Below are 26,093 nucleotides of genomic sequence, written 5' to 3' on the forward strand. Positions count from 1 at the left end.
TGGAGCATTTGCAAATGAAAACCTTGGGCCTGCTCGGCGGCATGAGCTGGGAATCGACGGCGATCTATTATCGGCTGCTCAACGAGATCGTGCGCGAGCGGCTCGGCGGCCTGCATTCGGCGAAGCTGTTGCTCTGGTCGTTCGATTTCGCCGAGATCGCGGAGCGACAACACGCCGGCGACTGGCACGGCGCTGGCGTGCTGCTTGTCGAGGCGGCGCGGGGATTGGAGGCGGCCGGGGCGCAAGGGTTGGTGATCTGCACCAACACCATGCACAAACTCGCCGACGATGTGCAGGCGGCGGTGTCAATACCGCTCATCCACATCGCCGATGCCACGGCCGGTGCCATCGTTGAGGCAGGCGTGAAGCGTCCGGCGCTGCTCGCGACGCGCTTCACCATGGAGCAGGATTTCTACAAGGGCCGGCTTGCCGGCAAATACGGCCTGCAGCCGGTAGTGCCCGATCAGGCCGGCCGCGACATGGTGCACCGGGTGATCTATGACGAGCTCTGCCAGGGCATCGTCAAAGCCGACTCGAAGTCCGCCTATGTTGAGGAAGTCGGCCGTCTGCGGCGCGACGAAATGATCGACGGCCTCATCATGGGCTGCACCGAGATCACCATGCTGATCGGTCAGCCCGATTTCGACATCCCGGTGTTCGACACCACGCGCATCCATGCCGAGGCCGCGGTCGACTTCGCCTTGTCCTGATGGGGCGCTCTTCTGACGCGTCTTCTCTTGCGTCTTTCTAAAGTGCCGGCGCCCATCTGGCGTCCGGATTTTCCTCGGCTAGAATGCCGGTAATTTCAGAACAAGACTTTACGAGGGGATCAGATGGAATTCGCGTTTCCGTGGCCGTCGAGCCAGGGCGAATGGCTGGCATGGTCGAGCGCCGTCGTGACCTTGCTCATCGGCCTCATCCTGTTCCTGGCGCCGAATCTCGCCTTCCGCATCCTGCGCCTGCAGGCGAAGCCGGAGAAAGCGGCGGCGATCGCCGAAGGGCGCGGCCGCATGTCGGGCTTCTATCTCGGCGTCAGCCTGTGCTGCATCCTGCTCGCGCAGCCGCTGCTCTACATGGCGCTCGGCTTCTCATGGCTGTTCACCGCGTTCGGCCGACTTTTGTCGATGATGTCGGACGGCGCCAACACACCTTTCAACTGGGCTTCCATCGTGGTTGAATTGGCCCTGGCGGCGCTGCCGCTGGCCTTCGCCTTCGGCTTCGTGCCGTGAATTCGTGACTAATCCGGCGCTCAGGCCCGGACTTCGCCGCCTGATGCGACAAAAGTGCCTGAAAAGCATGCCGGACGATGCATTGCGGTCTCAAAAGGCCTGTGCTAGACGGCAATCGACTTTCGGCCGGGGATAGCGGAAGCCATCCCTCCGTGCTTGGAAAAATCGCAGTAAGGTCAAAGATTTAGCCAGAGTTTTCGCTCGCGCCAACAATCTGCGGCCTGTCAGACAAGAGAAAAGACGGTCCGTGGCCCAATCGTCATCGCCAATCTCAGCTGTCGCAGAGCGCTATGCAAGCTCGCTGTTCGAGCTCGCGCTGCAGGAAAATTCGGTCGCCCAGGTCGAGGCCGACCTCAACGATTTCGAGGCGATGCTGAACGGCAGCGCCGACCTTGCCCGGCTGATCAACAGCCCGGTGTTCTCCAGCGACGATCAGGCCAAGGCGATCGGCGCGATCATCTCCAGGGCCAACATCACCGGCCTCGTTGGTAATTTCCTGCGCGTCGTCGCCCGCAACCGCCGCCTGTTCGCCGTGCCCGGCATGATCAAGGCGTTCCGCCAGATTGCCGCAGACCATCGCGGCGAGGCGTCCGCCGAAGTCACCTCGGCGCATGCGCTGACGGATGCGCAGCAGGCCGAACTCAAGACGACGCTGACGGGCATCGCCGGCAAGGACGTGGCCATCGCCATGACCGTCGACCCGTCGCTGCTCGGCGGTCTGATCGTCAAGATGGGCTCGCGCCAGATCGATACGTCGCTCAAAACCAAACTCAATTCGCTCAAGCTTGCACTGAAAGAGGTCGGCTGATGGACATCCGCGCCGCGGAAATTTCCGCAATTCTGAAAGACCAGATCAAGAATTTCGGCAAGGAGGCCGAGGTCTCCGAAGTCGGCCAGGTTCTGTCCGTCGGTGACGGCATTGCCCGCGTCTACGGCCTCGACAACGTCCAGGCCGGCGAGATGGTCGAATTCCCGGGCGGCATCCGCGGCATGGCGCTTAACCTCGAAGCCGACAATGTCGGCGTCGTCATCTTCGGCAACGACCGTGACATCAAGGAAGGCGACACCGTCAAGCGCACCGGCGCCATCGTCGACGTTCCGGTCGGTCCCGGCCTGCTCGGCCGCGTGGTCGACGCGCTCGGCAATCCGATCGACGGCAAGGGCCCGATCCAGGCGACCGAACGCCGCCGCGTCGACGTCAAGGCGCCCGGTATCATTCCGCGCAAATCGGTGCATGAGCCGATGTCGACCGGCCTCAAGGCCATCGACGCGCTGATTCCGGTCGGCCGCGGCCAGCGCGAGCTGGTCATCGGCGACCGCCAGACCGGCAAGACCGCCATCATCCTCGACACGATGCTGAACCAGAAGTCGGTGCACGACAACGGCCCGGAGAAGGAGAAGCTCTACTGCGTCTACGTCGCCGTCGGCCAGAAGCGCTCGACCGTCGCGCAGTTCGTCAAGGTGCTGGAGGAGCGCGGCGCGCTCGACTACTCCATCATCATCGCCGCCACCGCGTCGGATCCGGCGCCGATGCAATTCCTGGCGCCGTTCGCCGGCTGCACCATGGGCGAGTATTTCCGCGACAACGGCATGCATGCCCTCATCAGCTATGACGACCTGTCGAAGCAGGCCGTCGCCTATCGCCAGATGTCGCTGCTGCTGCGCCGCCCGCCGGGCCGCGAAGCCTATCCGGGCGACGTGTTCTACCTGCACTCGCGCCTGCTGGAGCGCGCCGCAAAGCTCAATGACGACAATGGCAACGGCTCGCTGACCGCGCTGCCGATCATCGAGACGCAGGCCAACGACGTGTCGGCCTATATCCCGACCAACGTGATCTCGATCACCGACGGCCAGATCTTCCTCGAGACCAACCTGTTCTTCCAGGGCATCCGCCCGGCGGTGAACGTCGGCCTGTCGGTGTCACGCGTCGGCTCCTCGGCGCAGGTCAAGGCGATGAAGCAGGTCGCCGGCTCGATCAAGGGCGAGCTCGCGCAGTACCGCGAAATGGCGGCCTTCGCGCAGTTCGGCTCCGACCTCGACGCCGCCACGCAGCGTCTGCTCAATCGCGGTTCGCGCCTGACGGAGCTCCTGAAGCAGCCGCAGTTCTCGCCGCTCAAGACCGAAGAGCAGGTCGCGGTGATCTTCGCCGGCGTCAACGGCTATCTCGACAAGCTGGCGCTGAACCAGGTCAGCAAGTTCGAGCATGGCCTGCTCAGCCACATGCGCTCGGCCGGCAAGGACGTGCTCGACGGCATCCGCAAGGAGAAGGCGCTGTCGGACGACCTGCGCGGCAAGCTCAAGGCCGAGATCGACGCCTTCGCCAAGACCTTCGCTTGACGAGCAGCCGGACGCACGGGATCAGGTTTGAAGCATGCCTTCGTTAAAAGACCTTCGTAACCGTATCGCCTCGGTCAAGGCGACGCAGAAGATCACCAAGGCGATGCAGATGGTCGCCGCGGCGAAGCTGCGTCGCGCGCAGGAAGCGGCGGAAGCGGCGCGGCCCTATTCCGAGCGGATGGGGGCGGTGCTGGCCAACATCACCCAGGCGATCGGCGGCGGCGGCGATGCCCCGGCGCTGATGACCGGCACCGGCAGGGACGACGTGCATCTGCTCATCGTCTGCACCGCCGAGCGCGGCCTGTGCGGCGGCTTCAATTCGCAGATCGCGCGCCTGGCTCGCGAGCATATTCGTAAGCTTCTCGCCGACGGCAAGCAGGTCAAGATCATCTGCGTCGGCAAGAAGGGTTTTGACATCCTGCGCCGCGAGTACGGCTCGCTGATCCTCGAGCGCGTCGATTTGCGCGAGGTCAAGACGCTCGGCTTCGTCAATGCCGATGCGATCGCGCGCAAGGTGATCCACCTGTTCAATCAGGGCGGCTTCGACGTCTGCACGCTGTTCTATTCGCAGTTCAAGTCGGTGATCAGCCAGATCCCGACGGCGCAGCAGATCATCCCGGCGGCTCCGGCTTCCACCGCTGCCGAGACGGGCAACGGAGCCACAGCCGTCTACGAATACGAGCCGGAGCCGGGCGAGATCCTCTCCGACCTCATCCCGCGCAACATCGCGGTGCAGATCTTCCGCGCGCTGCTGGAAAACGCGGCCGGCGAGATGGGCGCCAAGATGAGCGCGATGGACAATGCGACGCGCAACGCCGGCGACATGATCAACAGGCTGTCGATCACCTACAATCGCCAGCGGCAGGCGCAGATCACCAAGGAACTCATCGAAATCATTTCGGGCGCCGAGGCGCTCTAGGCGCGCCCCGCCGCCGAGGCCACCACCTCGCGGCGGACGGCGTGAGCAACAGATAGACGAAAAGGGCAAAGACGATGGCGAAAGCAGCTACCCCGAAGACCGCCGCCAAGGCGGCACCGGCCCCCAAGGCGGCAAAGGCTCCGGCAGCCGCGAATGCCGCTCCGGCCAAGAAGGCGGCCGCTCCGGCCAAGGCAGCAGCGGCTCCGGCAAAGGCGGCCAGCGTCGCTGCGAAGCGGGTCGGCGCCGCCGGCAAGGTGCGCCAGGTCATCGGCGCCGTCGTCGACGTGCAGTTCGAAGATCATCTGCCGGCCATTCTGAACGCGCTGGAAACCGACAATGTCGGCAACCGACTCGTCCTCGAAGTCGCCCAGCATCTCGGCGAGAACACCGTGCGCTGCATCGCCATGGACTCGACCGAAGGTCTCGTCCGCGGCCAGGATGTCTATGACACCGGCGGACCGATCTCGGTGCCGGTCGGCCCGGGCATGCTCGGCCGCATCATCAACGTTATCGGCGAGCCGGTCGACGAGGCCGGCCCGGTCGACGGCATCGAAATGCGCGCCATCCACCAGCCGGCCCCGGCCTATGTCGACCAGTCGACGGAAGCGCAGATCCTGGTCACCGGCATCAAGGTTCTCGACCTGCTGGCGCCTTACGCCCGCGGCGGCAAGATCGGCCTGTTCGGCGGCGCCGGCGTCGGCAAGACCGTGCTGATCCAGGAACTGATCAACAACGTCGCCAAGGCGCATGGCGGCTTCTCGGTGTTCGCGGGCGTCGGCGAGCGCACCCGCGAAGGCAACGACCTCTATCACGAGTTCATCGAATCGGGCGTCAACAAGAAGGGCGGCGGCCAGGGCTCGAAGGCCGCGCTGGTGTACGGCCAGATGAACGAGCCGCCGGGCGCGCGCGCCCGCGTAGGCCTGACCGGCCTCACCGTCGCCGAGTATTTCCGCGACCAGGGCCAGGACGTGCTGTTCTTCGTCGACAACATCTTCCGCTTCACCCAGGCGGGCTCGGAAGTGTCGGCGCTGCTCGGCCGCATCCCGTCGGCCGTGGGCTATCAGCCGACCCTGGCCACCGACATGGGCGCACTGCAGGAGCGCATCACGACCACGACCAAGGGCTCGATCACCTCGGTGCAGGCCATCTACGTTCCGGCCGACGACTTGACCGACCCGGCGCCGGCGACGTCCTTCGCCCACCTCGACGCCACGACCGTGCTCAATCGCGCCATCTCGGAAAAGGGCATCTACCCGGCCGTCGATCCGCTCGACTCGACCTCGCGCATGCTCGACCCGATGGTCGTCGGCGAGGAGCACTACCAGGTCGCCCGCCAGGTGCAGTCGATCCTGCAGCGCTACAAGTCGCTGCAGGACATCATCGCCATCCTTGGCATGGACGAGCTGTCGGAAGAGGACAAGCAGACGGTTGCCCGCGCCCGCAAGATCGAGCGCTTCCTGTCGCAGCCGTTCTTCGTCGCCGAGGTGTTCACGGGCTCGCCCGGCAAGCTGGTCGACCTCGCCGACACCATCAAGGGTTTCAAGGGCCTCTGCGCCGGCGATTACGACCATCTGCCCGAAGCTGCCTTCTACATGGTCGGCGGCATCGAGGAAGCGGTCGAAAAGGCGCAGCGCCTGGCGGCTGAAGCGGCGTAAGCTGGTGAATGGTCAATAGTGAATGGTGAATAAGGGAGTAGCGGATCGGAAATCGGGCTGGGTGAAGGTCATTTGGACCGTTCACCATTCACCATTCACCATTCGCTAGATTGATCATGGCTGAAGCTTTCAAGTTCGAACTGGTCTCGCCGGAGCGGCTGCTCGTTTCCGAGCAGGTCGAGTCCGTCGTCATCCCGGGCGCCGAAGGCGAGATGACCGTGATGGCGCAACACGCTCCGGTCATGACCACGATCAAGCCCGGCGTCGTCACGGTGAAGACCGCGGCAGGCAAGGAAGAGCGCTACGTCGTGTTCGGCGGCTTCGCCGACATCCTGCCTTCCGGCTGCACGCTGCTGGCCGAATCGGCAGTCGCCGTCGGCGACATCGACCGCGCCGACCTCGCCCGCCGCATCCAGGAAGCCAGGGAAGACGCCGCGGACGCCAAGGACGACGAGGCCCGCAGCAAGGCCGAGCAGTTTCTCAGCCAGCTCACCACCTTGGAAGGCGCGCTGCTGCCGGCCTGACGGCGGCGGGGCTTGCCCCGCTTTTTTGTTTGCCCGGCTTTCTCGTTTGGGAGACAGTCCGCCCGCTTGTCAGGGCGTCTTGCCGTTTCATGCAAACGGCGAGAGCTCTGTCTTCATGCTCGGCGGCAACCGCGATAACTCGGCCGACAGCCGCTTCACCATGGGTACGGTGCCGTACGGCAACCTCGTCGGCAAGGCAGTGCGCCTGTTCTGGAATTCAAACGGCGTTGACTATGCCTCACGCCAGGTCATCAACGCGGCCAGATAGGTGACGCGCAGAGGCTATTCGGTTTTTCCGCGCTCGCCGCCGATGCCAAGCGCGCCCAGCGCAAGTGCCGGGCCGCCTTCCCTGAGATGGACGAGGTGGGTGGCGACGACCTCGATCAGGGTTTGACGCTGGGGATGGCCCTTGGCAAGGCCAGCAAGATCAAACACGGCCGTTGTCATTTCCGCCGTCGGCAGATTCCGGGCGAAGATGTCGCGGAGGGCGGCGTCGAGCGGGTCGGTGAAATGGCCTTCGGGCAAGGTCCCGCCACGCGCCGCGCATGCGGCGATCCAGGCGGCGACTGCCAGCGACAGGTGCTCTGGAAGCAACCCGGCATCCAGCCTTGCAAGGGCGGAGGCGACGATCCGCTGCGGCAGCTTCTGGCTGCCGTCATTGGCGATCTGCGCCGTGCGATGGGCAAGCGCGGTGTTGGAAAACCGCTCAGCGAGTTCCGCCGTGTAGGCAGCCGTATCAAGGCCTGCAGCCTGAGGCAGCGTCGGGACGGCTTCGGCCCACAATGCGTCGACAAACCGTCGGATGGACGGGTCGGCGAAGGCGCGGTCGACGGTGGCGTGGCCGCTGAGCAGGCCGAGATAGGCAAGGGACGAATGCGCGCCGTTGAGCAGTCTCAGCTTCATGTCCTCGAAGGGACCGACATCCTCGACCATGGTGACGCCGAATTTCTCCCAGGCCGGCCGCCCGGTGGGGAAACGATCCTCAATCACCCATTGACAGAAAGGCTCGGTCATCACCGGCCAGGCATCCTCGAGGCCGAGCTCGCCGGCGATGCGGGCGCGGTCGGCATCGGTGGTCGCCGGCACGATGCGGTCGACCATGCTCGACGGGAAGGCCACTTCGTTGGCGACATGGCGGGCGAGTTCGGCATCGCCCTGTCGGGCGAGCCGTGCATCGCGCAGCTTGGCAAACTCGACCAACAGTTTGTGCAGCGTGGCGCCGTTGGCCGGAAGGTTGTCGCAGCAGAGCACGGTGAAGGGTTGGGTGCCGGCGGCGCGGCGGCGCGCAAGCGCCTCGGCCAGGAAACCATGCGCCGTCTTCGGCGATCCAGGGTTCCCCAGATCGTGGACGATATCGGGATGGGTTTCGTCAAGACTGCCATCGGCCGCCCTTAGATAGGCCTTTTCGGTGATGGTCAGCGTGACGATGCGGGTGCGCGGATCGGTGAGGGCGGTAAGCACGGCGTCCGGATCTTCGGGCGCCACCAGCAACGAGAGGATCGAGCCCACGACCTGCAACTGCTCGCCGGCGCTTTCCCTCACCGCCAGCGTGTAGAGCCCGTCCTGAGGTGCCAGCGCGTCGCGTGTATCGGGACTGCGCAGCGAGACGCCAATGATGCCCCAACCCGTCTCGCCACCAGCCAGGCAGGCGTCGACATAAGCCGCCTGATGAGCGCGATGGAAGGCGCCGACGCCGAGATGGACGATGCCGGGCGCGACCCGATCCCGATCAAAGGCGGGAACTGAAACTGCCGCCGGCAAGGACCGCAGGGTTCCGTTGGAGAGACGGCCGCGGGTCATGGCGCCAAAACGGCTGAGGGGTTTCGGCGGAGCGGCATGTCGGTGTCCCGTGTCATGGATCGGACCCGGCGTAACACCTGTTTCCCGCTGCTGCAAGGACAGCCGCGTGCGGTCGGCAAACGTTGACATGATGCGTTGGCGATCCTACCGATAGCCCACCCTGGAGGAGCTGCTATGTCCATGATCGCTCTGACCGATCCGGATCTGCTGTTCCCGCCCGAAGCGTCCGCGCGCACGCTCGCCCGCGCGCTCTACGCCGGCATCAAAGACCTGCCAATCATCAGCCCACACGGCCATACCGATCCGCGCTGGTATGCGCTCAACGAGCCGTTCCCCGACCCGGCGCAATTGCTGATCGTGCCGGATCATTACATCTTCCGCATGCTGTTCAGCCAAGGCGTGCGACTGCAGGAACTCGGCGTGCCGAGGCTCGATGGGTCGCCGGTCGAGACCGACGGCCGGGCGATATGGCGGCGTTTTGCCGAGCATTATTATCTGTTCCGCGGCACGCCGACGCGGCTCTGGCTCGACCATGTGCTGTCGCATTTGTTCGGCATCGACAAGCCGCTCAATGCCAGCACGGCGGATCGCCACTACGATACGATTGCCACGCTGCTGCAGCGGGACGACTATCGCCCGCGGGCGCTGTTCGAGCGATTCAACATCGAGGTGATCGCGACCACCGAGGGGGCGCTCGACGATCTGAGATGGCACCAGATAATCCGCGACAGCGACTGGCAGGGGCGGGTGGTCACCGCCTACCGGCCGGACGCCGTCGTCGATCCGGACTCCGAAGGGTTCCTGGCGAATCTCGATCGCCTCGGCGAGATCACCGGCCGCGACACCGGCACATGGTCCGGCTATCTCGACGCGCACCGGCAACGCCGCGCCTTCTTCAAGGGGTTCGGCGCGACCTCATCCGATCATGGCCATCCGACGGCCGAGACCGCCAATCTCTCGGACGCCGCGGCCGTGGAATTGTTCAACCGCATTCGCCGCGGCTCGCAGGATGAGCGCGAGCGGAAACTGTTTCGCGCGCAAATGTTGACCGAGATGGCCAAGATGAGCCGTGACGATGGCCTCGTCCTGCAGATCCATCCGGGCTCGTCGCGCAACCATTCCCGGGCCATCTTGCAGAAATTCGGCCGGGACAAGGGCTTCGATATTCCGACCCGGACCGACTATGTCAACGCGCTGAAGCCGCTGCTCGACTGCGTCGGGCTGGAGCCCGACCTTGCCGTCATCGTCTTCACCCTGGACGAGACCAGCTACGCGCGCGAACTGGCGCCGCTGGCCGGCGTCTATCCGGCGCTGAAGCTCGGGCCGGCCTGGTGGTTCCACGACAGCCCGGAAGGCATGCGCCGCTTCCGCGAGATGACAACGGAGACGGCCGGCTTCTACAACACCGTCGGCTTTAACGACGACACACGCGCCTTTCCCTCGATCCCGGCGCGCCACGACATCGCCCGCCGCGTCGACTGCGCCTTCCTGGCACGGCTCGTCGCCGAGCACAGGCTGCGCGAGGACGAAGCACATGAGCTGGCAAGCGAGCTGACCTATGCGCTGGCGAAAAAAGCCTACCGGCTCTGACGCGTTCATGGGGCTCGGCCATCGATGACAGACACGGGGGACATCTTGACCAAGACCGAGCCCGATCTCTCCGCCTTCAGCCTCGCCGACAAGCGCATCCTCGTCACCGGCGCCAACACCGGCATCGGCCAGGGCATTGCCGTGTCGGTCGCGCGCGCCGGCGGCGCGGTCATCGCCGTCGGCCGCTCGGCGATGGATGAAACTGCGGAGAAGATCGCGGCCAGGGGTGGCCAGTTCGAAACCGTGGCCGCCGATCTCGGCGATCCTGCCGCGGCTGCCGTAATGCTCGACCGGATATGGGACGAGAAGGGACCGCTCGACGGCCTGGTCAACAATGCCGGCATCATACGACGCGCCGACGCGGTCGATCTGACCGAGGCCGACTGGGACGACGTGATGGACATCAATTTGAAGACGGTCTTCCGGCTTTGCCAGAGTTTTGCCAGACGCGTGCTGGCGCAGCCCGGGCGGCGCGGCAAGGTGGTCAACATAGCCTCCGTGCTCAGCTTCCAGGGCGGCATCCGTGTCGCCTCCTACACCGCTTCGAAACATGGCGTGCTTGGCCTCACGAGGCTGCTCGCCTGCGAATGGGCGGCGAAAGGCATTAACGTCAACGGTATCGCGCCGGGCTATATCCAGACCAACAACACCGAGGCCTTGCGCGCCGACCCCGACCGCAGCGCCGCCATCCTCGGGCGTATTCCCGCGGGGCGCTGGGGCCAGCCCGGCGATATCGGCGATGCAGCCGTCTTCCTGCTCGCGCCTGCGTCGGACTACATGCATGGCGCCGTCGTACCCGTGGACGGCGGCTGGCTGGCACGGTGACCATTTCAAGCTGAATGGAAGCTCGCGATGACCCATCTCTTTTCACATGTCGGCGAAACAGCGTGGGAGCCGACGCCGGACGGCAACGGACGGCGCGTGCTGGTGCACACGGCCGAACTGATGATGGTCGAATTCGCCTTCGACAAGGGCGGCGTCGGTGCACTGCATTCGCATCCGCATGTCCAGGCAAGCTATGTCGCCGAAGGCCGGTTCGAGGTCACGATCGCCGGCCGGTCGGAGATTCTGGCAGCGGGAAGTAGCTTTATCGTGCCCTCCAACCTCGTGCACGGCGTCAAGGCGCTGGAAGCGGGGAGGCTGGTCGACAGTTTTGCGCCTTATCGGGCCGACTTCCTCGCCTGAGGAGACAGCTTATGTACTGCTCTAAAGGAAAACCCGCGCCGTAAGACGCGGGTTTGTTGCCTGGGCGCTCGTGGCGCCGCCGCGGTACTCAAACATTGCCGCAGGACGACAACGGTGCCGCAACATGGTGAAGATAGATTTAACGAAGAGGACTGGCAGTCTGCCGGCATATCGGCCAAAGAGACGGCGCCGCAGATCCATCATTCGGCTCCGGGTGCCGGCTTTGGCAACGGATGAACTAAGTCCCCGGGAGCGGAAGTCGAAATGGACGTCGTACAAAAATCAGAAGCCTTTTTGCGCAAGGCAATCAGGCGGCCGATCAGAGAGGTCCGGCGCTTGGCGCTGGATGTGAAGCGGCTGTGGCGGCTTTGGTTTGCTCGACGCTCTGCGCCTTACAAGAAGATATTCATTGCCGGCTGTGCGCGCAGCGGAACGACGCTGACCCAGCGCCTGATGGGGTGTTTCGAGGACACCTTCGTCAATCGAGCCGAAGCGAAATATACCCGGCTGGATATGTTGGACCGCCCCGAATCCAACCTTGTCGTCAAGCGCACCGATCGGGGTCATGCGCATCTGGCGAAATTGCCCGCCGCCATTGGCCTGATCTATTGCGTTCGCCATCCTTACGACGTGCTCACCAGCTCGCATCCGGAAAGCAGGGCGGAGCGCCGGTTCCATGTCACCTCCGAACGGTGGCTGGCCGAATACGAAGCTTTGCTGCGGCTGAGAAAGGCGCAGCCGAACCGCGCGATCGTCTATGTCCGCTACGAGGACATGATCGCTCGGCCGGACGAGGTCCAGGAGAGGATCGCGCGAGCATTCGACCTCAGGCCGCGTATCCGCTTCAGCGAGGATGCCGGTAACCCGATACGGGCAACATCGCTCAAGAAGTGGGAACGGAACGAGGAATACCGTGCTATATCAAAGCCCTGCCCCCGGCGTTCCTCGCCCGGCTGAGAGGGTTCTGTGAGGAGTTCGACTATGACATGCCGGAGTGGGCAAACGCATGACGTTGATGCTCGGTCTTTCAGCCGAACGGGGCGGACCTTTGATTACTCCCGATATGCTGCCGGGCGATGAGGGAGCCAGCATAAACGGCCCATCGATGGTCAAGATGCCGGCCTGGGCGACCGGCCGGCTAGGAACGTATCACCTGTATTTCGCGCATCACAACGGCACCTACATCCGCCTAGCCTATTCAGATACGCTGCAAGGCCCTTGGCGGATCCACCCGGGCGGCGTGCTTTCGCTTGGCGAATGTCCTTTTCTGAGGGATCACATCGCCTCTCCCGACGTGCATGTGGACGAGCAAACCCGGCGCATCGTCATGTATTTTCACGGCCCCGAGCGACGTGCCCGCGAGCAGACGACCTTCGCGGCCACATCGGTCGACGGCCTTTACTTCAACCCCAGTCCCCGGGCGCTAGGGCCGTTCTATGCGCGGATCTTTCGGCACGACGGCTGGTGGTACGGGCTTTTCGGCACCGGCACCGTCAGACTTCGCCGATCAATCGAGGGTCTTTCCGGTTTCGAGGAGGGGCCGGTCGTGCTGCCGGGCTCGCGCCGGGTTCGGCCACGGCATGTGGCAGTGCAGAAGAGCGGGGATTCGCTGATCGTCTATTATACGCGCAAGGGCGACGCGCCGGAGCGCGTGATTTACGGCAGCATCGACCTTTGCAAGGATTGGCGGCGTTGGGTCGTGCGCGGCAGGACCGAATTGCTGAGACCCGGCACCGACTACGAGGGCGCCGGCCTGCCGGTTCGCCGCAGCAAGGCGGGCGTGGCAAGAAGCAAGGAGAACGGGCTGCGCGATCCGGCCATTTTCGAGGAGGATGGCCGGACCTGGCTGCTCTATGCCATCGCGGGCGAGAGCGGCATTGCGCTGGCCGAAATCCGACCGGGGGAACCCAGGGCTGCTGGGCTGCGAAGATCGATCGCGAATCTATGGAGCCGGCTCGGAGTCTAACGCCGCCCTCCCTTTGCGAACCTTCGCTCAGCGCTACCGCAGCGCGAGCCGCACGCCCGGGACGCAGTGGACACTGCCGACCGACCTGCCACGCCGGGTTGCGCAGGAAGGAGCGGAGCGCGTGGGTTGCGATGGCATTCGGGCGATCTGCGCCTTAAGAACGTAGCCTCAGCCGAAACCGGGAATCACTCTCAATGCAAAACTCGATGGCGGAGCGGGCATCGGTGGCGGGCATTGCGGCGGAGGGACGCGATCCGAAGCGGCGCGTGCTGAAGGACGTGTTCGGCTTCGACGATTTTCGACCCGGTCAGGCCGACGTGATAGAGGCGCTGCTGTGCGGCCGCCACGTGCTGGCGGTCATGCCGACCGGCGCCGGCAAATCGCTCTGCTACCAGGTTCCGGCGCTGGTCCTTGGCGGGCTCACCATCGTCGTCTCGCCGCTGGTGGCGCTGATGCAGGACCAGGTCGCGGCACTGCGGCTCGCCGGCGTCGCCGCCGATACGATCAACTCCTCACTCGACCGCGATGCCAATGTCGCCGCCTGGCGCCGCGTCGCGTCGGGCCAGACGCGCCTGCTCTATCTGGCGCCGAAGCGGCTGATGACCGAGCGGATGCTCGACGCGCTGGCCAGGCTCGACATCCGGCTGATCGCCGTCGACGAGGCGCATTGCATCTCGCAATGGGGGCCAGCCTTCCGGCGCGAATATGAGGACCTTGCGCGCCTACGCGACCTCTTTCCGAAAGTGCCGATCATCGCGCTGACGGCGACCGCGGACGAGACGACGCGCACCGACATATCGGCACGGCTGTTTGCCGATCGCGTCGACACGCTGGTGCTGGGCTTCGACCGGCCCAACATCAGCCTTGCCATCGAGCCGAAGCAGGACAGCAAGCGCCAGCTGCTGCGTTTCGTCGAACGCCATGCGGGGAAGAGCGGCATCGTCTATTGCCTGTCGCGCCGGAAGACAGAGGAGATGGCGGCCTTCCTCGAAAAGAACGGCGTCACCGCGCTGACCTATCATGCCGGCATGAGCAAGGACGCGCGGGAAGCGAATCAAAACGCGTTCATGACGCTGTCGGGCGTCGTCATCGTGGCGACGATCGCCTTCGGCATGGGCATCGACAAGCCGGACGTGGCCTATGTCTTCCACACCGACCTGCCGGCGAGCCTCGAGGCCTATTACCAGGAGATCGGCCGCGCCGGCCGCGACGGTCGGTCGGCCGAGGCACACATGCTCTACGGCCTCGGCGACATCCGCACACGCCGCCTGTTCATCGACGACGAAGATGCCTCGCCGGAGCACAAGCGGCGCTCGCATGGCCGGCTGGACACGCTGATCGGCTATTGCGAGACGGCGCAGTGCCGGCGCCAGGTGCTGCTTGGCTATTTCGGCGAAGGCGCGTCGCCTTGCGGCAATTGCGACAACTGCCTCAGCTAGGCGCCGCGCGCGGACGGCAGCATCGAGGCGCGCATCATCCTTTCGGCCGTTGCGCAAACCGGCGAGCGGTTCGGCGCCTCCCATATCGTGGACATCCTGCTCGGCCAGGAGACCGAGAAAGTGCTGGCAAGGGGCCATCAGACGCTTGCCAGCTTCGGCACCGGGACGGCGCACAAGCGACCTGCGTGGCTGTCGCTGATCCGCCAGCTGGTGGCGGGCGGGTTCCTGATGCCGGACCCGGACGGCTATGGCGGCCTTGCCATTTCCGAGAGCGGCCGCGCGCTCGGCCGCGGCGAGATCGCCTTCGAGTATCGCGTCGAGACGCGGCATCGTTCCCTGCGCAACAAGGCGCGTTCGGCCCAGGCCGCGGCGGGCGCCGAAGACCTGGATGCCGCGCTGCTCGCCACACTCAAGGCGCTGCGGCTGCGCCTGGCGAAGGAACGCCAGGTGCCGGCCTATGTCGTTTTCTCCGATCGCACGCTGATCGACATGGCCGAGCGCCGCCCGGGCGACCTCGATGCCTTCGCCGAGGTGAACGGCGTCGGCGAAGCCAAGCTTAAAGAATTCGGCGAGGTGTTCTTGAGCGCGATTGCAGCGCACCAATGCGGCGAATCAGGTTGAGGCACAATCGGCCGGCGCATCACGCTCTTCCGGCCCAACCTACGGCGGATCATTCGCGTTCAAACGATGTAGTCGCCCGCAGCCGGCGCCCGCTCTCAAGCTGCGCCGTGGATAGACCCGACCATAGCGTTTACAGCTTCCGAGGGCTGCAAGCCGGCCTCGCGCACCAAGGTGCGCCAGGTGAAGAAGCTCAACGCCAGCTGAAGCATCGAGCGCTGGCTGCCGTCGAGGCCTTGGCCGAGCACCTCCTGGCAGGCCTCGAAATACAGCCCGATGCTCGTCTCGACAGCCTCCCGGGTTGGCGGGTGATGCTCGGCGTCACGCAGCACGCTGGCGACCAGCCCTTCGTTGCGCCCATACCATTCGTAGATTGCCAGCAGCGCACTTTCGGTCCGGTGGCGCGGTTCAGCTATCTCACGCCACGACTCCGGGCTCGGTAGCGGATTGGCTTCCATGTGTGTGCTCGAGCAGGCGCGCAGCAGGCTGCGCTCATCGGGAAAGTGGGCGTAGAGCGTGTGACGCTGAACCCCAGCGCGTTCGGCAACCAAGCTAAAGGTCGTCGCCGCAGGGCCAACGCTGCCGTGGAGATCAATCGCGGCTTCAACGATGCGCCGCCGGGTTTCGGCCTGCTGCTCGGCCCGGCGCTTAAGGGTGTATTTGCGGGTCATATTTCGACTGCACACGCGTGTGCATCCATTATTGACAGGGCTCTCGTATTTCACTACACATATATGTACTTCGAATTCGCCGAAGTCCAGCCCCGGATCGACCGGAGGAGGGAAACGCAAGCCCTATTTTGCAGGAGAACCCATGGAAACGAAGGTCAACGAAATCGCTGACGGCATCTACCGCCTCTCGACCTATGTGCCTGACATTGCGCCGCCCGCCGGCTTCACTTTCAACCAGTTCCTCGTCCTCGGTGATGAGCCGCTTATGTTCCACACCGGCTTGCGGAAGATGTTCGCGCTCAACCGCGACGCGCTCGCCCGCATCATCACGCCGGAACGCCTGCGCTGGATCGGATTTGGCCATTTCGAGGCCGACGAATGCGGCGCCATGAACGAGTGGCTCGCCGTTGCGCCGCAGGCGACGGCCGCGCACGGACAGACAGGCGTCTACGTGTCGCTCAACGATTTCGCCGATCGCGCCCCTCGCGTGCTGAAGGATGGCGATGTGATCGACCTCGGTGGCGGCAAGCGCGTGCGCTTCATCGATACACCCCATACCCCGCACGGCTGGGACGCCGGCGTCATGTACGAGGAATCGACCGGCACGCTGCTCTGCGGGGATCTGTTCACGCAACTCGGCAACGACCGCGCGCTGACCGACGGCGATGTTGTCGGGCCGGCGATCGCTGCCGAGGATCTGTTCAAATACGCGGCCCTCAATCCCGGCATGGGAGCGACGATCCGTGATCTCGCCAAGCTCGCGCCGCGCACGCTGGCGCTCATGCACGGCCCCTCATTTTCAGGCGATGGTGCCGCGGCCCTGCGGGCGCTTGCCGACGACTACGACCGCCGTGTCTCGGCTCAGATGGCCGAAGCCATGCAGAGGCTGGCTGCATGAGCGCGCTCGTCGAGGATATGAAAATGGATTGCCGGATCACCGGCGTCTGCAGCCGGCAATGGGGCATCTGCCCGAATGCCGCCTCTGCATGCAGCAAGGCGGCAGCGGGCGCGGTCCTTGGAATGTCGGTAGGGCCGGTCGAGACAGTGAATGCTCGCGGCGCATCACCGGGGGTAAGACGCTGAAATGTGAACGGCGCGGATCGGTGGATCCGCGCCGTTCCTGTGGAAACATTCCTGTTGCAATCCTCGAGGTAAACAGTTCGAATAAGTCTCTGCGGGGGATCAAAAATTGTGAACAGGGGTGTGGTACGGCTTATTCCAAAGCCGAGGGCCTCAATATTCATCTGTGGTTGCGGTCATACCGGTTCGACCTTGCTCGCCCGGATATTGGCAGCACATCCGGATGTCTTCAGTGTCCCGCGGGAGACAAGCGCTTTTGTCTCGGACAAAGGCGCCAGATGGACCAAGCTAAGCTTGCTTTTGCTTGAGGCGGCGATTTCGCGCCGGAGCGTCTGGGTCGAAAAAACCCCCGGGCATATTCATTACACCCGTCAGATACTCGAGACGATTCCGGACGCCCGTTTCATCGTGGTGACGCGCGATGGCCGCGATGTGGTGACATCGCTCGGGCAGCGCTACGAGGGCGATTTCGACAGAGCTTTCCAAAGGTGGGTCGCCGACAGCAGGGCCTCGATGCTCTGTGTCGAGAGGGGCGGAGGCATGCTGTGGCGCTACGAGGACTTTATCGAGTCGCCTGCGCTTTCCATCGAACGGCTATGCCGCTTCATGGGTGTGGCTTTCGATGCTGCCATCCTGGACTATCACCGGCAGCCGGTCGTCTGGGGAAGGGCAAGAAGAGTTCGCACGGCGCATTCGGCTCGCCGTTCGGCGCAGGTCAACCAGCCGATCACCGACTACAGGGGCGGCTGGCGATCGAAGCTGCCCGCGGACGTCGCCTCGCGCTTCGAGGCGGGTGAAGCCCAGGAGCTGATGGCCTATTTCGGATATTGCTGAGAGCGAGCGTCATTAAAGAGGCGCTTCGGCCCTCCTTCGCCAAGGCTACGGGGGCATCCTGCTTCGCGCTGAGAGGCATTTGGGGCTCGTCCTGCGAAGCGCGCAGCGCGAATGAACGACCCGAGACATAGGTGACGAAACGTACCGGACACATGGGTAACACTTTTCGCTTTGCGGGAGGTGTTGATGCCGTGGAAGGAGTGTTCGGTGATGGACGAGCGGGTTCGTTTCGTCGGTCGTCTTCTTGACGGTGAAAGCATGAGCGATGTTTGCCGGGAGTTCGGCATCTCGCGCAAGACCGGCTACAAGATCTTCAACCGATACCGGCAAGAGGGGCTCGAGGCGCTTTGCGATCGCTCGCGCCGGCCGGTGCGTTATGCCAACCACCTGCCGGACCCGATCGAGCGGATGATCGTGACGGCCAAGAAGGATAAGCCGCATTGGGGTGCCAGAAAGATACGCGAGCTGCTGGTTCGCAAGCTGGACGGCGATATCCGCATTCCGGCCAGGAGCACGGTGCATGCGGTGCTCGACCGCCACGGCCTGGTCGCCCATGCGCGCCGCCGGCATCGCTACAAAGCTGAGGGGACCGAGCTATCGCAGGCGCTCTTGCCCAACGATCTGTGGTGCGTTGACTTCAGGGCGAGTTCAAGCTCGGCAATGGCCGCTATTGTTACCCACTGACCGTCTCCGACCAGGCTTCGCGCTATCTGCTCGCCTGTGAAGCGCTTGAGTCGACAAAGGAGGTGCCGGTCATCCAGGTCTTCGCGCGACTGTTCAAAGAGCGCGGCCTGCCCACCGCCATACGCTCCGACAACGGCCTGCCTTTTGCCTCGCCCAATGGCCTCTACAATCTCTCCAGGCTCTCTGTCTTCTGGCTCAGGCTTGGTATTGCCATCGAGCGCATCCAGCCCGGCAAGCCACAGCAAAACGGCCGCCACGAGCGAATGCACCGGACGCTGAAGGCAGAGACAACCAGACCGCTGGCGCCAACATCCTTCAACAGCAGGTAAGATTCGACGGCTTCGTCAAGGAATTCAACACCGAACGGCCGCACGAGGCGCTGGAGATGAAGGCGACGGCGGACCTTTATGCTCCCTCTTCAAGAACCTATGCCGGCCTGCACGAGGTGCACTACCCATTCCAAGACCGCGATGTTCTCGTTACCCACTGCGGTCGCATCTGCATGCATCGCAAGCGGCATCAATATCTCGCATGTGCTGGCAGGCCAAAAGCTCGGCATCAAGGAAGTGGACGAAGGCATTTGGCTCGTCTCCTTCATGCACTATGATCTCGGCTATATCGATCTGGAACAGAGGACCTTGCAGACCATCGACAATCCGTTCGGCACGAGATTGTCACCCATGTCTTAGGTACGATACGTTACCTATGTCTCCGGGCTGTACACAGAAGCAGGATGGCGGAGAGGGAGGGATTCGAACCCCCGATACCCTTGCGAGTATGCCGCATTTCGAGTGCGGTGCATTCGACCACTCTGCCACCTCTCCGCGAGGTCATGGTCGGCCGTTGCCGGCGCGGCGCACTAGATAACGGTTGACCGCTGCAGTTACAAGGCCCTAGTCGAGCGATTTCCCGCTTCTTGGAAAAGCGTTCGGCGAACGACAGGCTGATGTTGCCGGCAGCGTCGCTCAGCATATCTCCACGGGCCGCTTGCCTTGACTTCCGCGCGACCTTCGGTTAGGGACAGCCCGCATTCGGCGTGGGGCTTCTCCGCGCCGCTTGTTTTTTGAACCCGCAGACTGACAAAAAGACGGCCGAACCGCCTGAGGCGGTTCATCGAGGCCGACCGAACAGCGAAAGGCAAAAAATGTTCGCAGTCATCAAAACGGGCGGCAAGCAGTATCGCGTCGCCGCCAACGATCTGCTCAAGATCGAGAAACTCGAAGCCCAGGTCGGCGAGATCGTCGAGATCGGCCAGGTGCTGGCGCATGGCGAGGGTGAGAACGTCACCTTCGGCGCGCCGTTCGTCGATGGCGCTCTGGTGACGGCGGAAGTCGTCGAGCAGGGCAAGAACCGCACCGTCATCGCTTTCAAGAAGCGCCGCCGCCAGAATTCGCGCCGCAAGATCGGCCACCGCCAGCTTTTGACTACCGTCAGGATCTCCGAGATCCTGCTGGGCGGCGCCAAGCCGTCGAAGAAGGGCACCGCCAAGGCTGAGGCCAAGGCGCCCGAAGCCAAGGCAGAAGTCGCCGCCGAGGCGAAGGCCGAAGCCGCTCCGAAGGAGACCAAGGCCAAGAAGGAAGCCAAGGCAGAGGCCGCCCCCAAGGAGGCTGCCGCCAGCGAAGAGGCCAAGGCCGCGCCGCTGTTCAAGGCGCCGAAGGGCGAGCCGGACGATCTGACCGTGATCAAGGGCATCGGCCCCGTCGCGGCGAAGGATCTCGCCGAGCAGGGCATCGTCACCTTCGCGCAGCTGGCCAAGCTGACCGAGAAGGATGTCGCCAAGATCGACGAGCACATGCCGTTCAGCGCCGACCAGATCAAGGACTGGCGCGAGCAGGCCAAGGAACTGGCGAAGAAGAAGTAAGGACGGCCGGCGATAATCGTCGCCGGTACGGACTTGAAACGGAACGCGAACGCGTTCATAAGACCATTCAAGCGCCTCAGGGCGCATCGGAGTTAGTAAGATGGCACACAAGAAAGCTGGCGGTTCGTCGCGCAACGGTCGCGATTCGCACTCCAAGCGTCTCGGCGTGAAGAAGTTCGGTGGCGAAGCCGTCGTCGCCGGCAACATCATCATTCGTCAGCGCGGCACGCAATGGCATCCGGGCACCAATGTAGGCATGGGCACGGACCACACCCTTTTTGCGCTCGAAGCCGGCGCAGTCGCCTTCAACAAAAAAGCCAACGGCCGAACCTACGTGTCGGTGAACCCGATTACCAAAGCAGCGGAGTAGCCGGTTCCGCACCATAACACCGGCGCCCATCTCGGGAACCGGTGTCTGGCCAGGCCAGGAAAGGATCAGGAGAGATGGGCTTCCATCTCTCCTTTTCATTTTTCCATGCCCTGGAGGACTAAAATGGTTGCCGAAGCGGAAGACACCGAAGACGAAAGTTACGCGATAGATTGCCCGGTGCTCGCCACCGAGCGGCTGGTCATGCGTGCGCCACGCGGGAGCGATCTCGAGCAACTCGCCGCTCTGGCCGACAACCGACACGTCGCCGAAATGCTGGCCCGCATGCCGCATCCTTACGGCGAAGCCGAGGCCCGCGCCTTCCTCGCCATGGCTTCGTCGCGCCGCGCCGGCATCGTCTATGCGCTGACGCTTGCCGGAACCGGCACTTTCGTCGGCTGCGCGGGGTTGAACACCACCGATCGCGGGCTGGAGCTGGGCTACTGGATCGGCGAGCCTTACTGGAAGCGCGGCTATGCGACCGAGGCGGCGCACGCGCTGGTCGACCTTGCCTTCCAGAAGACCTCGACACAGGTGCTGCATGCCTCGACCAGGGTCATCAATCCGGCATCGCGCCGCGTCATCCACAAGTGCGGCTTCCAGTATGCCGGCCAGGGCATGCTGAACTCGATCGTCGCCGGTCAGGTGCCGGTCGAGCGCTACCGGCTGGACCGCAAGACCTGGACCAGCCTGCGGAACTGGGTCCACTTTTAGCCGCCTAAGCGCCGGTCCCTCGAGGAAGAGGTCAAAAAGCCGCTCAGTTCAATTCGACCCAGACCGGCAGGTGATCGGATCCACGCGCCTGCCGGTCGGCCCATAGGCGCTTCAGCGAGCCGGCGAGCGAAGCGCTGGTGAAGACGTAGTCGATGCATTTGTGGCGGCCCGCATCGTTGGGGCGATTGGGGTCGATCCAGGTGACGAGGCCGGACACGTCGAGCCGCTGGGCGACATCGACGGCGAGATCGGCGGTGAGCGGCATGCCGAATTCATGGTCAGGACGTCCGGCGAGTTCGACATATTCGGGCGATCCGGGCAGCATGTTGAAGTCGCCCATGACGATGAAGGCTTCCGGATAGGGCAGGTCCGGCAGGCCGATTTCGGGAATACCGGAAAGGCCGCCGCCCTCCAGCGCGTAATTGAGCAGGCGCTGGCGCAGGAAACGGATCTGGCTCTGACGCTCGACGGGGCTGCGGTGGTCCAGATGGGTGGAGTAGAAGCGGATGAAGCCGAGCGGCGTCTCGATCAGCGCCTCCAGCGCGCCGCGCTGGAAGTTCATCCGCTCCAGACTGCGGCTGCGCGGCAGAAGGAGATTGCGCGACAGATGAATGGGCGTCTTCGACAGCACCATGTTGCCGAGCTGGAAGGTGCAGGTGACGGCGCGGCCGGCATCCAGGCGCGAGCCGATATTGACCTCGAAATTGCTGCCATAGGCGACAAAATAGTCCGGCAGCGCCTCGCCGATCTCGGCCACCATGTCGCGGTCGCCGTTGCGCGGGTTGTTGCGGGTGACTTCCTGCAGGGCGATGACATCGGCGCCGCGCACCGCGTCGGCGATGCGGCCGACATCGTATTTGCCGTCGAGGCCGATGCCGTACTGGATGTTGTAGGTGACAAGCTTCATTCCCGCGCCTCCCGGTCTCGCCCGCGAACAGTGCTACCGCGCCTCTGGCTAAAGTACATCCGGCGCTTTAGTTGCAAACGGGCCTCGCCCTTGGCTCCGCCTTGGTTTAGAGCAATCCCGCAAGCGCAATAGCAGAAACCTGAACATCCGATGAAATTCCTCGACCAGGCAAAGGTTTACATTCGCTCCGGCGACGGCGGCGCCGGCTCGGTGTCGTTCCGGCGCGAGAAATTCATCGAGTTCGGCGGTCCGGACGGCGGCGACGGCGGCCGCGGCGGCGATGTCTGGGCGGAAGCGGTCGACGGGCTGAACACGCTGATCGACTACCGCTATCAGCAGCATTTCAAGGCGAAGACCGGCATGCACGGCATGGGCCGCAACATGACCGGCGGCAAGGGCGCCGACATCACGCTGAAAGTGCCGGCCGGCACCCAGGTCTTCGCCGAGGACAATGAGACGCTGATCTGCGACCTGACCGTGGTCGGCCAGCGCTTCCTGCTCGCCAAGGGCGGCAATGGCGGCTTCGGCAACCAGCATTTCAAGACCTCGACCAACCAGGCGCCGCGCCGCGCCAATCCCGGACAGCCGGGCGAGGAGTTGAGCATCTGGCTGCGGCTCAAGCTGATCGCCGATGCCGGCCTTGTCGGCCTGCCCAACGCCGGCAAGTCGACCTTCCTGGCGGCTGTCACCGCCGCCAAGCCGAAGATTGCCGACTATCCGTTCACCACGCTTTATCCCGGTCTCGGCGTCGCCCGCATCGACGGCCGCGAATTCGTGCTGGCCGACATCCCCGGCCTGATCGAGGGCGCACATGAGGGCGTCGGCATCGGCGACCGCTTCCTCGGCCATGTCGAGCGCACGCGCGTCCTGCTCCATCTCGTCTCGGCGCAGGAGGAAAATCCCGGCAAGGCCTACAAGACCGTGCGCGGCGAGCTCGAAGCCTATGGTCATGGGCTGGCCGACAAGCCTGAGATCGTCGCGCTCAGCCAGGCGGACATCCTCGACGCGGACGCCCGCAAGAAGAAAGCCGCGTCCCTGAAGCGCGCCGCCGGCCGCGCGCCGATACTGTTGTCGGCCGTCACCGGCGAAGGCGTCGAGGCTGTGCTGCGCGCGCTGATGGCGGTGGTCGCCGAGGCGCGCGATGCCGTGCCCGGCCCTGTCGATACGCGCTGGCGGCAAAACCCATGAGATCGCTGAAATCATACCGGCGCATCACCGTGAAGATCGGCTCGGCGCTGCTCGTCGACCGCGCGACCGGCTTGAAGCGCGATTGGCTGACCTCTTTGGCCGAGGACATCGCGGTGCTCGCCAATGCCGGCGCGGAGGTGCTGGTCGTCTCCTCGGGCGCCATCGCGCTCGGCCGCACCATTCTCGGGCTCGGCAAGCGCGCGCTGAAGCTGGAGGAGAGCCAGGCCGCCGCCGCGGTCGGCCAGATCGCGCTTGCGGGCGCCTGGTCGGATGCGCTCGGCAAGGACGGGCTCAAATCGGGGCAGATTCTTTTGACCCTCGGCGATACCGAGGAGCGCCGCCGCTACCTTAACGCCCGCGCCACGATCTCAACGCTGCTCAAGATGAAGGCGGTGCCGGTCATCAACGAGAACGACACGGTGGCGACCTCCGAAATCCGCTATGGCGACAATGATCGCCTGGCGGCGCGGGTGGCGACGATGATGGGCGCCGATCTCCTGGTGCTGCTCTCCGATATCGACGGGCTCTACACGGCGCCGCCGGCCAAGGATCCGGGAGCAAAATTCATCCCGGTGGTCGACCGCATTACGCCGGACATCGAGGCGATGGCTGGAGCGGCGGCCTCAGAGCTGTCGCGCGGCGGCATGCGCACCAAGCTCGACGCCGGCAAGATCGCCACCGCCGCCGGCACGGCGATGATCATCACCGCCGGCACCAGGTTGTCTCCGCTGATGGCGATCGAGCGCGGCGAGCGCGCGACTTTCTTCAAGCCGAGCGCCAATCCGGTGAAAGGCTATAAAACCTGGATCGCCGGGCAGTTGGAACCGGCAGGGCGGCTCACCGTCGACGCCGGCGCCATCGGCGCGCTGAAGTCGGGCAAGTCGTTGTTGCCGGCCGGGGTGAAACTCGTCAGCGGCAATTTTGCTCGCGGCGACACGGTGGCGATCCTGTCGCCCGAGGGCCGCGAGATCGCGCGCGGGCTGGTTGCCTATGACGCCGCCGATGCCGTAAGGATCGCGGGTTTGAAGACGGCCGAGATCGAAAACGTGCTCGGCTACGAGGCGCGCTCCGCGATGATCCATCGCGACGACCTTGTGGTAAGCCAATCCAGTGATCAAGTATTGGCCGACCAAGTTTTGGCCGACGAATGACCCAGCGGAGGATGAACCATGCTGAAGCTGCATGACAAATCCGGGGAGGACACGGTGGCGCTGATGGCCGATATCGGCCGCCGCGCCCGCGCCGCTGCCCGACCGTTGGCCGTCGCTTCGACCAACGCCAAGAACAACGCCTTGGCCGCCATGGCCGACGCCATTCTTCACAACGAGCAGGCGATCCTCGAGGCCAACGCCATCGACATGTCGAATGGCGAGGAAGCCGGGCTGTCCGGCTCCTTCATAGACCGGCTGAAGCTGACGCCGTCGCGCATCAAGGCCATGGCCGACGGCATTCGCGAGATCGCCGCGCTCAAGGATCCGGTCGGCGACGTGATCGCCGAATGGGACCGGCCGAACGGCCTTCATATCGAGCGCGTGCGCACGCCGCTCGGCGTCATCGGCGTCATCTATGAAAGCCGCCCGAACGTGACGGCCGATGCCGGCGCGCTCTGCCTGAAAGCCGGCAATCCGGTGATCCTGCGCGGCGGCTCGGATTCGATCAATTCGTCTTCGGCTATCCATGCCTGCATGGTCGAAGGGCTGAAGGCAGCCGGCCTGCCTGAGGACGCCATCCAGCTGGTGCCGACCACCGATCGCGCCGCGGTCGGCGAGATGCTCAAAGGCCTAAGCGGCAATCTCGACGTCATCATCCCGCGCGGCGGAAAGAGCCTGGTCGGGCGCGTGCAGACCGAGGCGCGCGTGCCGGTCTTTGCCCATCTCGAAGGCCTCTGCCACCTCTATGTCGATCGCTCAGCGAAGCTCGACATGACGGTGAAGATCGCCGTCAACGCCAAGATGCGGCGCACCGGGGTCTGCGGCGCGGCCGAGACGCTGCTGGTCGACCGTGCGGTGGCTTCCACGCATCTGGTGCCGATCCTCGAAGCGCTCCACGCGGCCGGCTGCGAGATCCATGCCGATACCGAAGTCATGCAGGCCTTTTCCGACGCCAGCCCGGCGACCGACGCCGACTGGGTGACGGAATATCTCGATGCCATCATCGCGGTGAAACTGGTCGACGGCGTCGCCGGCGCGATCGAGCATATCGAGACCTTCTCCTCGCATCACACCGAGGCGATCGTCGCCGAGGATCCGCAAGCGGTCGAAAAATTCTTCAACGAGGTCGACTCGGCGATCCTGCTGCACAATGCCTCGACCCAGTTCGCCGACGGCGGCGAGTTCGGCATGGGCGCCGAGATCGGCATCGCCACCGGCAAGATGCATGCGCGCGGACCGGTTGGCGTCGAGCAACTGACCTCGTTCAAGTATCGCGTGCGCGGGTCGGGACAGGTGAGGCCTTGATGCTGCTTGCCCAAAGGGCCTGAAGCACCATGCTTTCCCAGCCTGAGCAACTCGTCCCCGCCTCGTACC

Annotated in this window: 23 protein-coding genes, 1 tRNA gene and 3 pseudogenes; 23 read left to right on the forward strand and 4 right to left on the reverse strand. The window is 64.4% G+C overall.

Features of this window, described 5'->3' with window-relative positions:
• Nucleotides 1–14 precede the first annotated feature (14 nt).
• The 8 genes and pseudogenes from CK220_RS01615 to CK220_RS01650 all read left to right on the forward strand — a co-directional run.
• Nucleotides 15–710 (forward strand): aspartate/glutamate racemase family protein, encoded by a 696-nt coding sequence (locus tag CK220_RS01615; RefSeq protein ID WP_095809881.1) that lies wholly within the window; start codon nucleotides 15–17, stop codon nucleotides 708–710.
• A 123-nt stretch (nucleotides 711–833) separates the two neighbouring features.
• Complete coding sequence (locus tag CK220_RS01620) at nucleotides 834–1,229, forward strand: DUF4345 family protein (protein ID WP_095809882.1); 396 nt, start codon at nucleotides 834–836, stop codon at nucleotides 1,227–1,229.
• A gap of 247 nt (nucleotides 1,230–1,476) precedes the next feature.
• Nucleotides 1,477–2,037 carry a F0F1 ATP synthase subunit delta gene (locus CK220_RS01625; RefSeq protein WP_095809883.1) on the forward strand — a complete coding sequence of 187 codons (561 nt, stop codon included), beginning with the start codon at nucleotides 1,477–1,479 and terminating at the stop codon, nucleotides 2,035–2,037.
• Complete coding sequence (atpA, locus tag CK220_RS01630) at nucleotides 2,037–3,566, forward strand: F0F1 ATP synthase subunit alpha (RefSeq protein ID WP_095809884.1); 1,530 nt, start codon at nucleotides 2,037–2,039, stop codon at nucleotides 3,564–3,566. Before CK220_RS01625 ends, atpA begins: the two co-directional genes overlap by 1 nt.
• Nucleotides 3,567–3,600: 34 nt before the next feature.
• Complete coding sequence (locus CK220_RS01635; RefSeq protein WP_095809885.1) at nucleotides 3,601–4,485, forward strand: F0F1 ATP synthase subunit gamma; 885 nt, start codon at nucleotides 3,601–3,603, stop codon at nucleotides 4,483–4,485.
• A gap of 74 nt (nucleotides 4,486–4,559) precedes the next feature.
• Nucleotides 4,560–6,140 (forward strand): F0F1 ATP synthase subunit beta, encoded by a 1,581-nt coding sequence (atpD, locus tag CK220_RS01640; protein ID WP_176478960.1) that lies wholly within the window; start codon nucleotides 4,560–4,562, stop codon nucleotides 6,138–6,140.
• A 116-nt stretch (nucleotides 6,141–6,256) separates the two neighbouring features.
• Nucleotides 6,257–6,664 (forward strand): F0F1 ATP synthase subunit epsilon, encoded by a 408-nt coding sequence (locus CK220_RS01645; RefSeq protein ID WP_067001534.1) that lies wholly within the window; start codon nucleotides 6,257–6,259, stop codon nucleotides 6,662–6,664.
• Nucleotides 6,665–6,776: 112 nt separating this feature from the next.
• Nucleotides 6,777–6,932: pseudogene (locus CK220_RS01650) on the forward strand (S26 family signal peptidase); the annotation flags it as partial.
• Nucleotides 6,933–6,946: 14 nt separating this feature from the next.
• On the opposite strand, the gene CK220_RS01655 reads toward CK220_RS01650, so the two are convergent.
• Nucleotides 6,947–8,464 (reverse strand): mannitol dehydrogenase family protein, encoded by a 1,518-nt coding sequence (locus tag CK220_RS01655; protein ID WP_095809886.1) that lies wholly within the window; start codon nucleotides 8,462–8,464, stop codon nucleotides 6,947–6,949.
• Nucleotides 8,465–8,644: 180 nt separating this feature from the next.
• Between CK220_RS01655 and uxaC the strand changes: the two genes are divergently transcribed.
• From uxaC to recQ, 6 genes and pseudogenes are all read left to right on the forward strand, one after another.
• On the forward strand, nucleotides 8,645–10,054 hold the full coding sequence (gene uxaC, locus CK220_RS01660; protein WP_095810251.1) for a glucuronate isomerase: 1,410 nt from the start codon (nucleotides 8,645–8,647) through the stop codon (nucleotides 10,052–10,054).
• 24 nt (nucleotides 10,055–10,078) lie between these two features.
• On the forward strand, nucleotides 10,079–10,879 hold the full coding sequence (kduD, locus tag CK220_RS01665; RefSeq protein ID WP_095809887.1) for a 2-dehydro-3-deoxy-D-gluconate 5-dehydrogenase KduD: 801 nt from the start codon (nucleotides 10,079–10,081) through the stop codon (nucleotides 10,877–10,879).
• A 27-nt stretch (nucleotides 10,880–10,906) separates the two neighbouring features.
• A complete protein-coding gene (locus CK220_RS01670; protein ID WP_095809888.1) occupies nucleotides 10,907–11,239 on the forward strand; it encodes a cupin domain-containing protein in 333 nt (110 codons plus the stop codon).
• A gap of 264 nt (nucleotides 11,240–11,503) precedes the next feature.
• Nucleotides 11,504–12,196: a sulfotransferase gene (locus CK220_RS01675; RefSeq protein WP_245428910.1), complete on the forward strand. Its 693-nt coding sequence runs from the start codon at nucleotides 11,504–11,506 to the stop codon at nucleotides 12,194–12,196.
• 49 nt (nucleotides 12,197–12,245) lie between these two features.
• The gene (locus tag CK220_RS01680) at nucleotides 12,246–13,205 is read left to right on the forward strand and encodes a hypothetical protein (RefSeq protein ID WP_141245081.1); all 960 of its coding nucleotides are present in this window, start codon (nucleotides 12,246–12,248) and stop codon (nucleotides 13,203–13,205) included.
• 206 nt (nucleotides 13,206–13,411) lie between these two features.
• Nucleotides 13,412–15,265 (forward strand): annotated as a pseudogene (gene recQ, locus CK220_RS01685) (DNA helicase RecQ).
• A gap of 95 nt (nucleotides 15,266–15,360) precedes the next feature.
• Here recQ and CK220_RS01690 read toward each other — a convergent pair.
• Nucleotides 15,361–15,933 (reverse strand): TetR/AcrR family transcriptional regulator, encoded by a 573-nt coding sequence (locus CK220_RS01690; RefSeq protein WP_095809890.1) that lies wholly within the window; start codon nucleotides 15,931–15,933, stop codon nucleotides 15,361–15,363.
• A 142-nt stretch (nucleotides 15,934–16,075) separates the two neighbouring features.
• Between CK220_RS01690 and CK220_RS01695 the strand changes: the two genes are divergently transcribed.
• From CK220_RS01695 to CK220_RS01705, 3 genes and pseudogenes are all read left to right on the forward strand, one after another.
• Entirely contained in the window at nucleotides 16,076–16,831 is a 756-nt protein-coding gene (locus tag CK220_RS01695) for an MBL fold metallo-hydrolase (RefSeq protein WP_095809891.1), read from the forward strand.
• A 305-nt stretch (nucleotides 16,832–17,136) separates the two neighbouring features.
• Nucleotides 17,137–17,847 carry a sulfotransferase gene (locus CK220_RS01700; protein ID WP_245428958.1) on the forward strand — a complete coding sequence of 237 codons (711 nt, stop codon included), beginning with the start codon at nucleotides 17,137–17,139 and terminating at the stop codon, nucleotides 17,845–17,847.
• 186 nt (nucleotides 17,848–18,033) lie between these two features.
• Nucleotides 18,034–19,220, forward strand: a pseudogene (locus CK220_RS01705) (IS481 family transposase).
• A 45-nt stretch (nucleotides 19,221–19,265) separates the two neighbouring features.
• On the opposite strand, the gene CK220_RS01710 reads toward CK220_RS01705, so the two are convergent.
• A tRNA-Ser gene (locus CK220_RS01710) sits at nucleotides 19,266–19,355 on the reverse strand.
• A 320-nt stretch (nucleotides 19,356–19,675) separates the two neighbouring features.
• Here CK220_RS01710 and rplU point away from each other — a divergent pair.
• The 3 genes from rplU (at nucleotide 19,676) to CK220_RS01725 (ending at nucleotide 21,473) form a co-directional block, all read left to right on the forward strand.
• Nucleotides 19,676–20,392: a 50S ribosomal protein L21 gene (gene rplU / locus CK220_RS01715; protein ID WP_095809893.1), complete on the forward strand. Its 717-nt coding sequence runs from the start codon at nucleotides 19,676–19,678 to the stop codon at nucleotides 20,390–20,392.
• Between the two features lie 100 nt (nucleotides 20,393–20,492).
• Nucleotides 20,493–20,762, forward strand: a complete 270-nt coding sequence (rpmA, locus tag CK220_RS01720) for a 50S ribosomal protein L27 (protein WP_059189273.1) — start codon at nucleotides 20,493–20,495, stop codon at nucleotides 20,760–20,762.
• A gap of 123 nt (nucleotides 20,763–20,885) precedes the next feature.
• Complete coding sequence (locus CK220_RS01725) at nucleotides 20,886–21,473, forward strand: GNAT family protein (protein ID WP_095809894.1); 588 nt, start codon at nucleotides 20,886–20,888, stop codon at nucleotides 21,471–21,473.
• 43 nt (nucleotides 21,474–21,516) lie between these two features.
• Here the strand turns inward: CK220_RS01725 and CK220_RS01730 are convergent, their stop codons facing one another.
• Nucleotides 21,517–22,380 (reverse strand): endonuclease/exonuclease/phosphatase family protein, encoded by an 864-nt coding sequence (locus CK220_RS01730; protein ID WP_095809895.1) that lies wholly within the window; start codon nucleotides 22,378–22,380, stop codon nucleotides 21,517–21,519.
• Between the two features lie 150 nt (nucleotides 22,381–22,530).
• Between CK220_RS01730 and obgE the strand changes: the two genes are divergently transcribed.
• The 3 genes from obgE to CK220_RS01745 are packed head-to-tail and all read left to right on the forward strand — an operon-like array spanning nucleotide 22,531 to nucleotide 26,024.
• The gene (gene obgE, locus CK220_RS01735) at nucleotides 22,531–23,568 is read left to right on the forward strand and encodes a GTPase ObgE (RefSeq protein ID WP_095809896.1); all 1,038 of its coding nucleotides are present in this window, start codon (nucleotides 22,531–22,533) and stop codon (nucleotides 23,566–23,568) included.
• Entirely contained in the window at nucleotides 23,565–24,719 is a 1,155-nt protein-coding gene (gene proB, locus CK220_RS01740) for a glutamate 5-kinase (RefSeq protein WP_095809897.1), read from the forward strand. Before obgE ends, proB begins: the two co-directional genes overlap by 4 nt.
• Nucleotides 24,720–24,737: 18 nt before the next feature.
• On the forward strand, nucleotides 24,738–26,024 hold the full coding sequence (locus tag CK220_RS01745; RefSeq protein WP_095809898.1) for a glutamate-5-semialdehyde dehydrogenase: 1,287 nt from the start codon (nucleotides 24,738–24,740) through the stop codon (nucleotides 26,022–26,024).
• Nucleotides 26,025–26,093: the final 69 nt, after the last annotated feature.

This window comes from Mesorhizobium sp. WSM3860, assembly GCF_002294995.1.
Classification (GTDB): Bacteria; Pseudomonadota; Alphaproteobacteria; order Rhizobiales; family Rhizobiaceae; genus Mesorhizobium.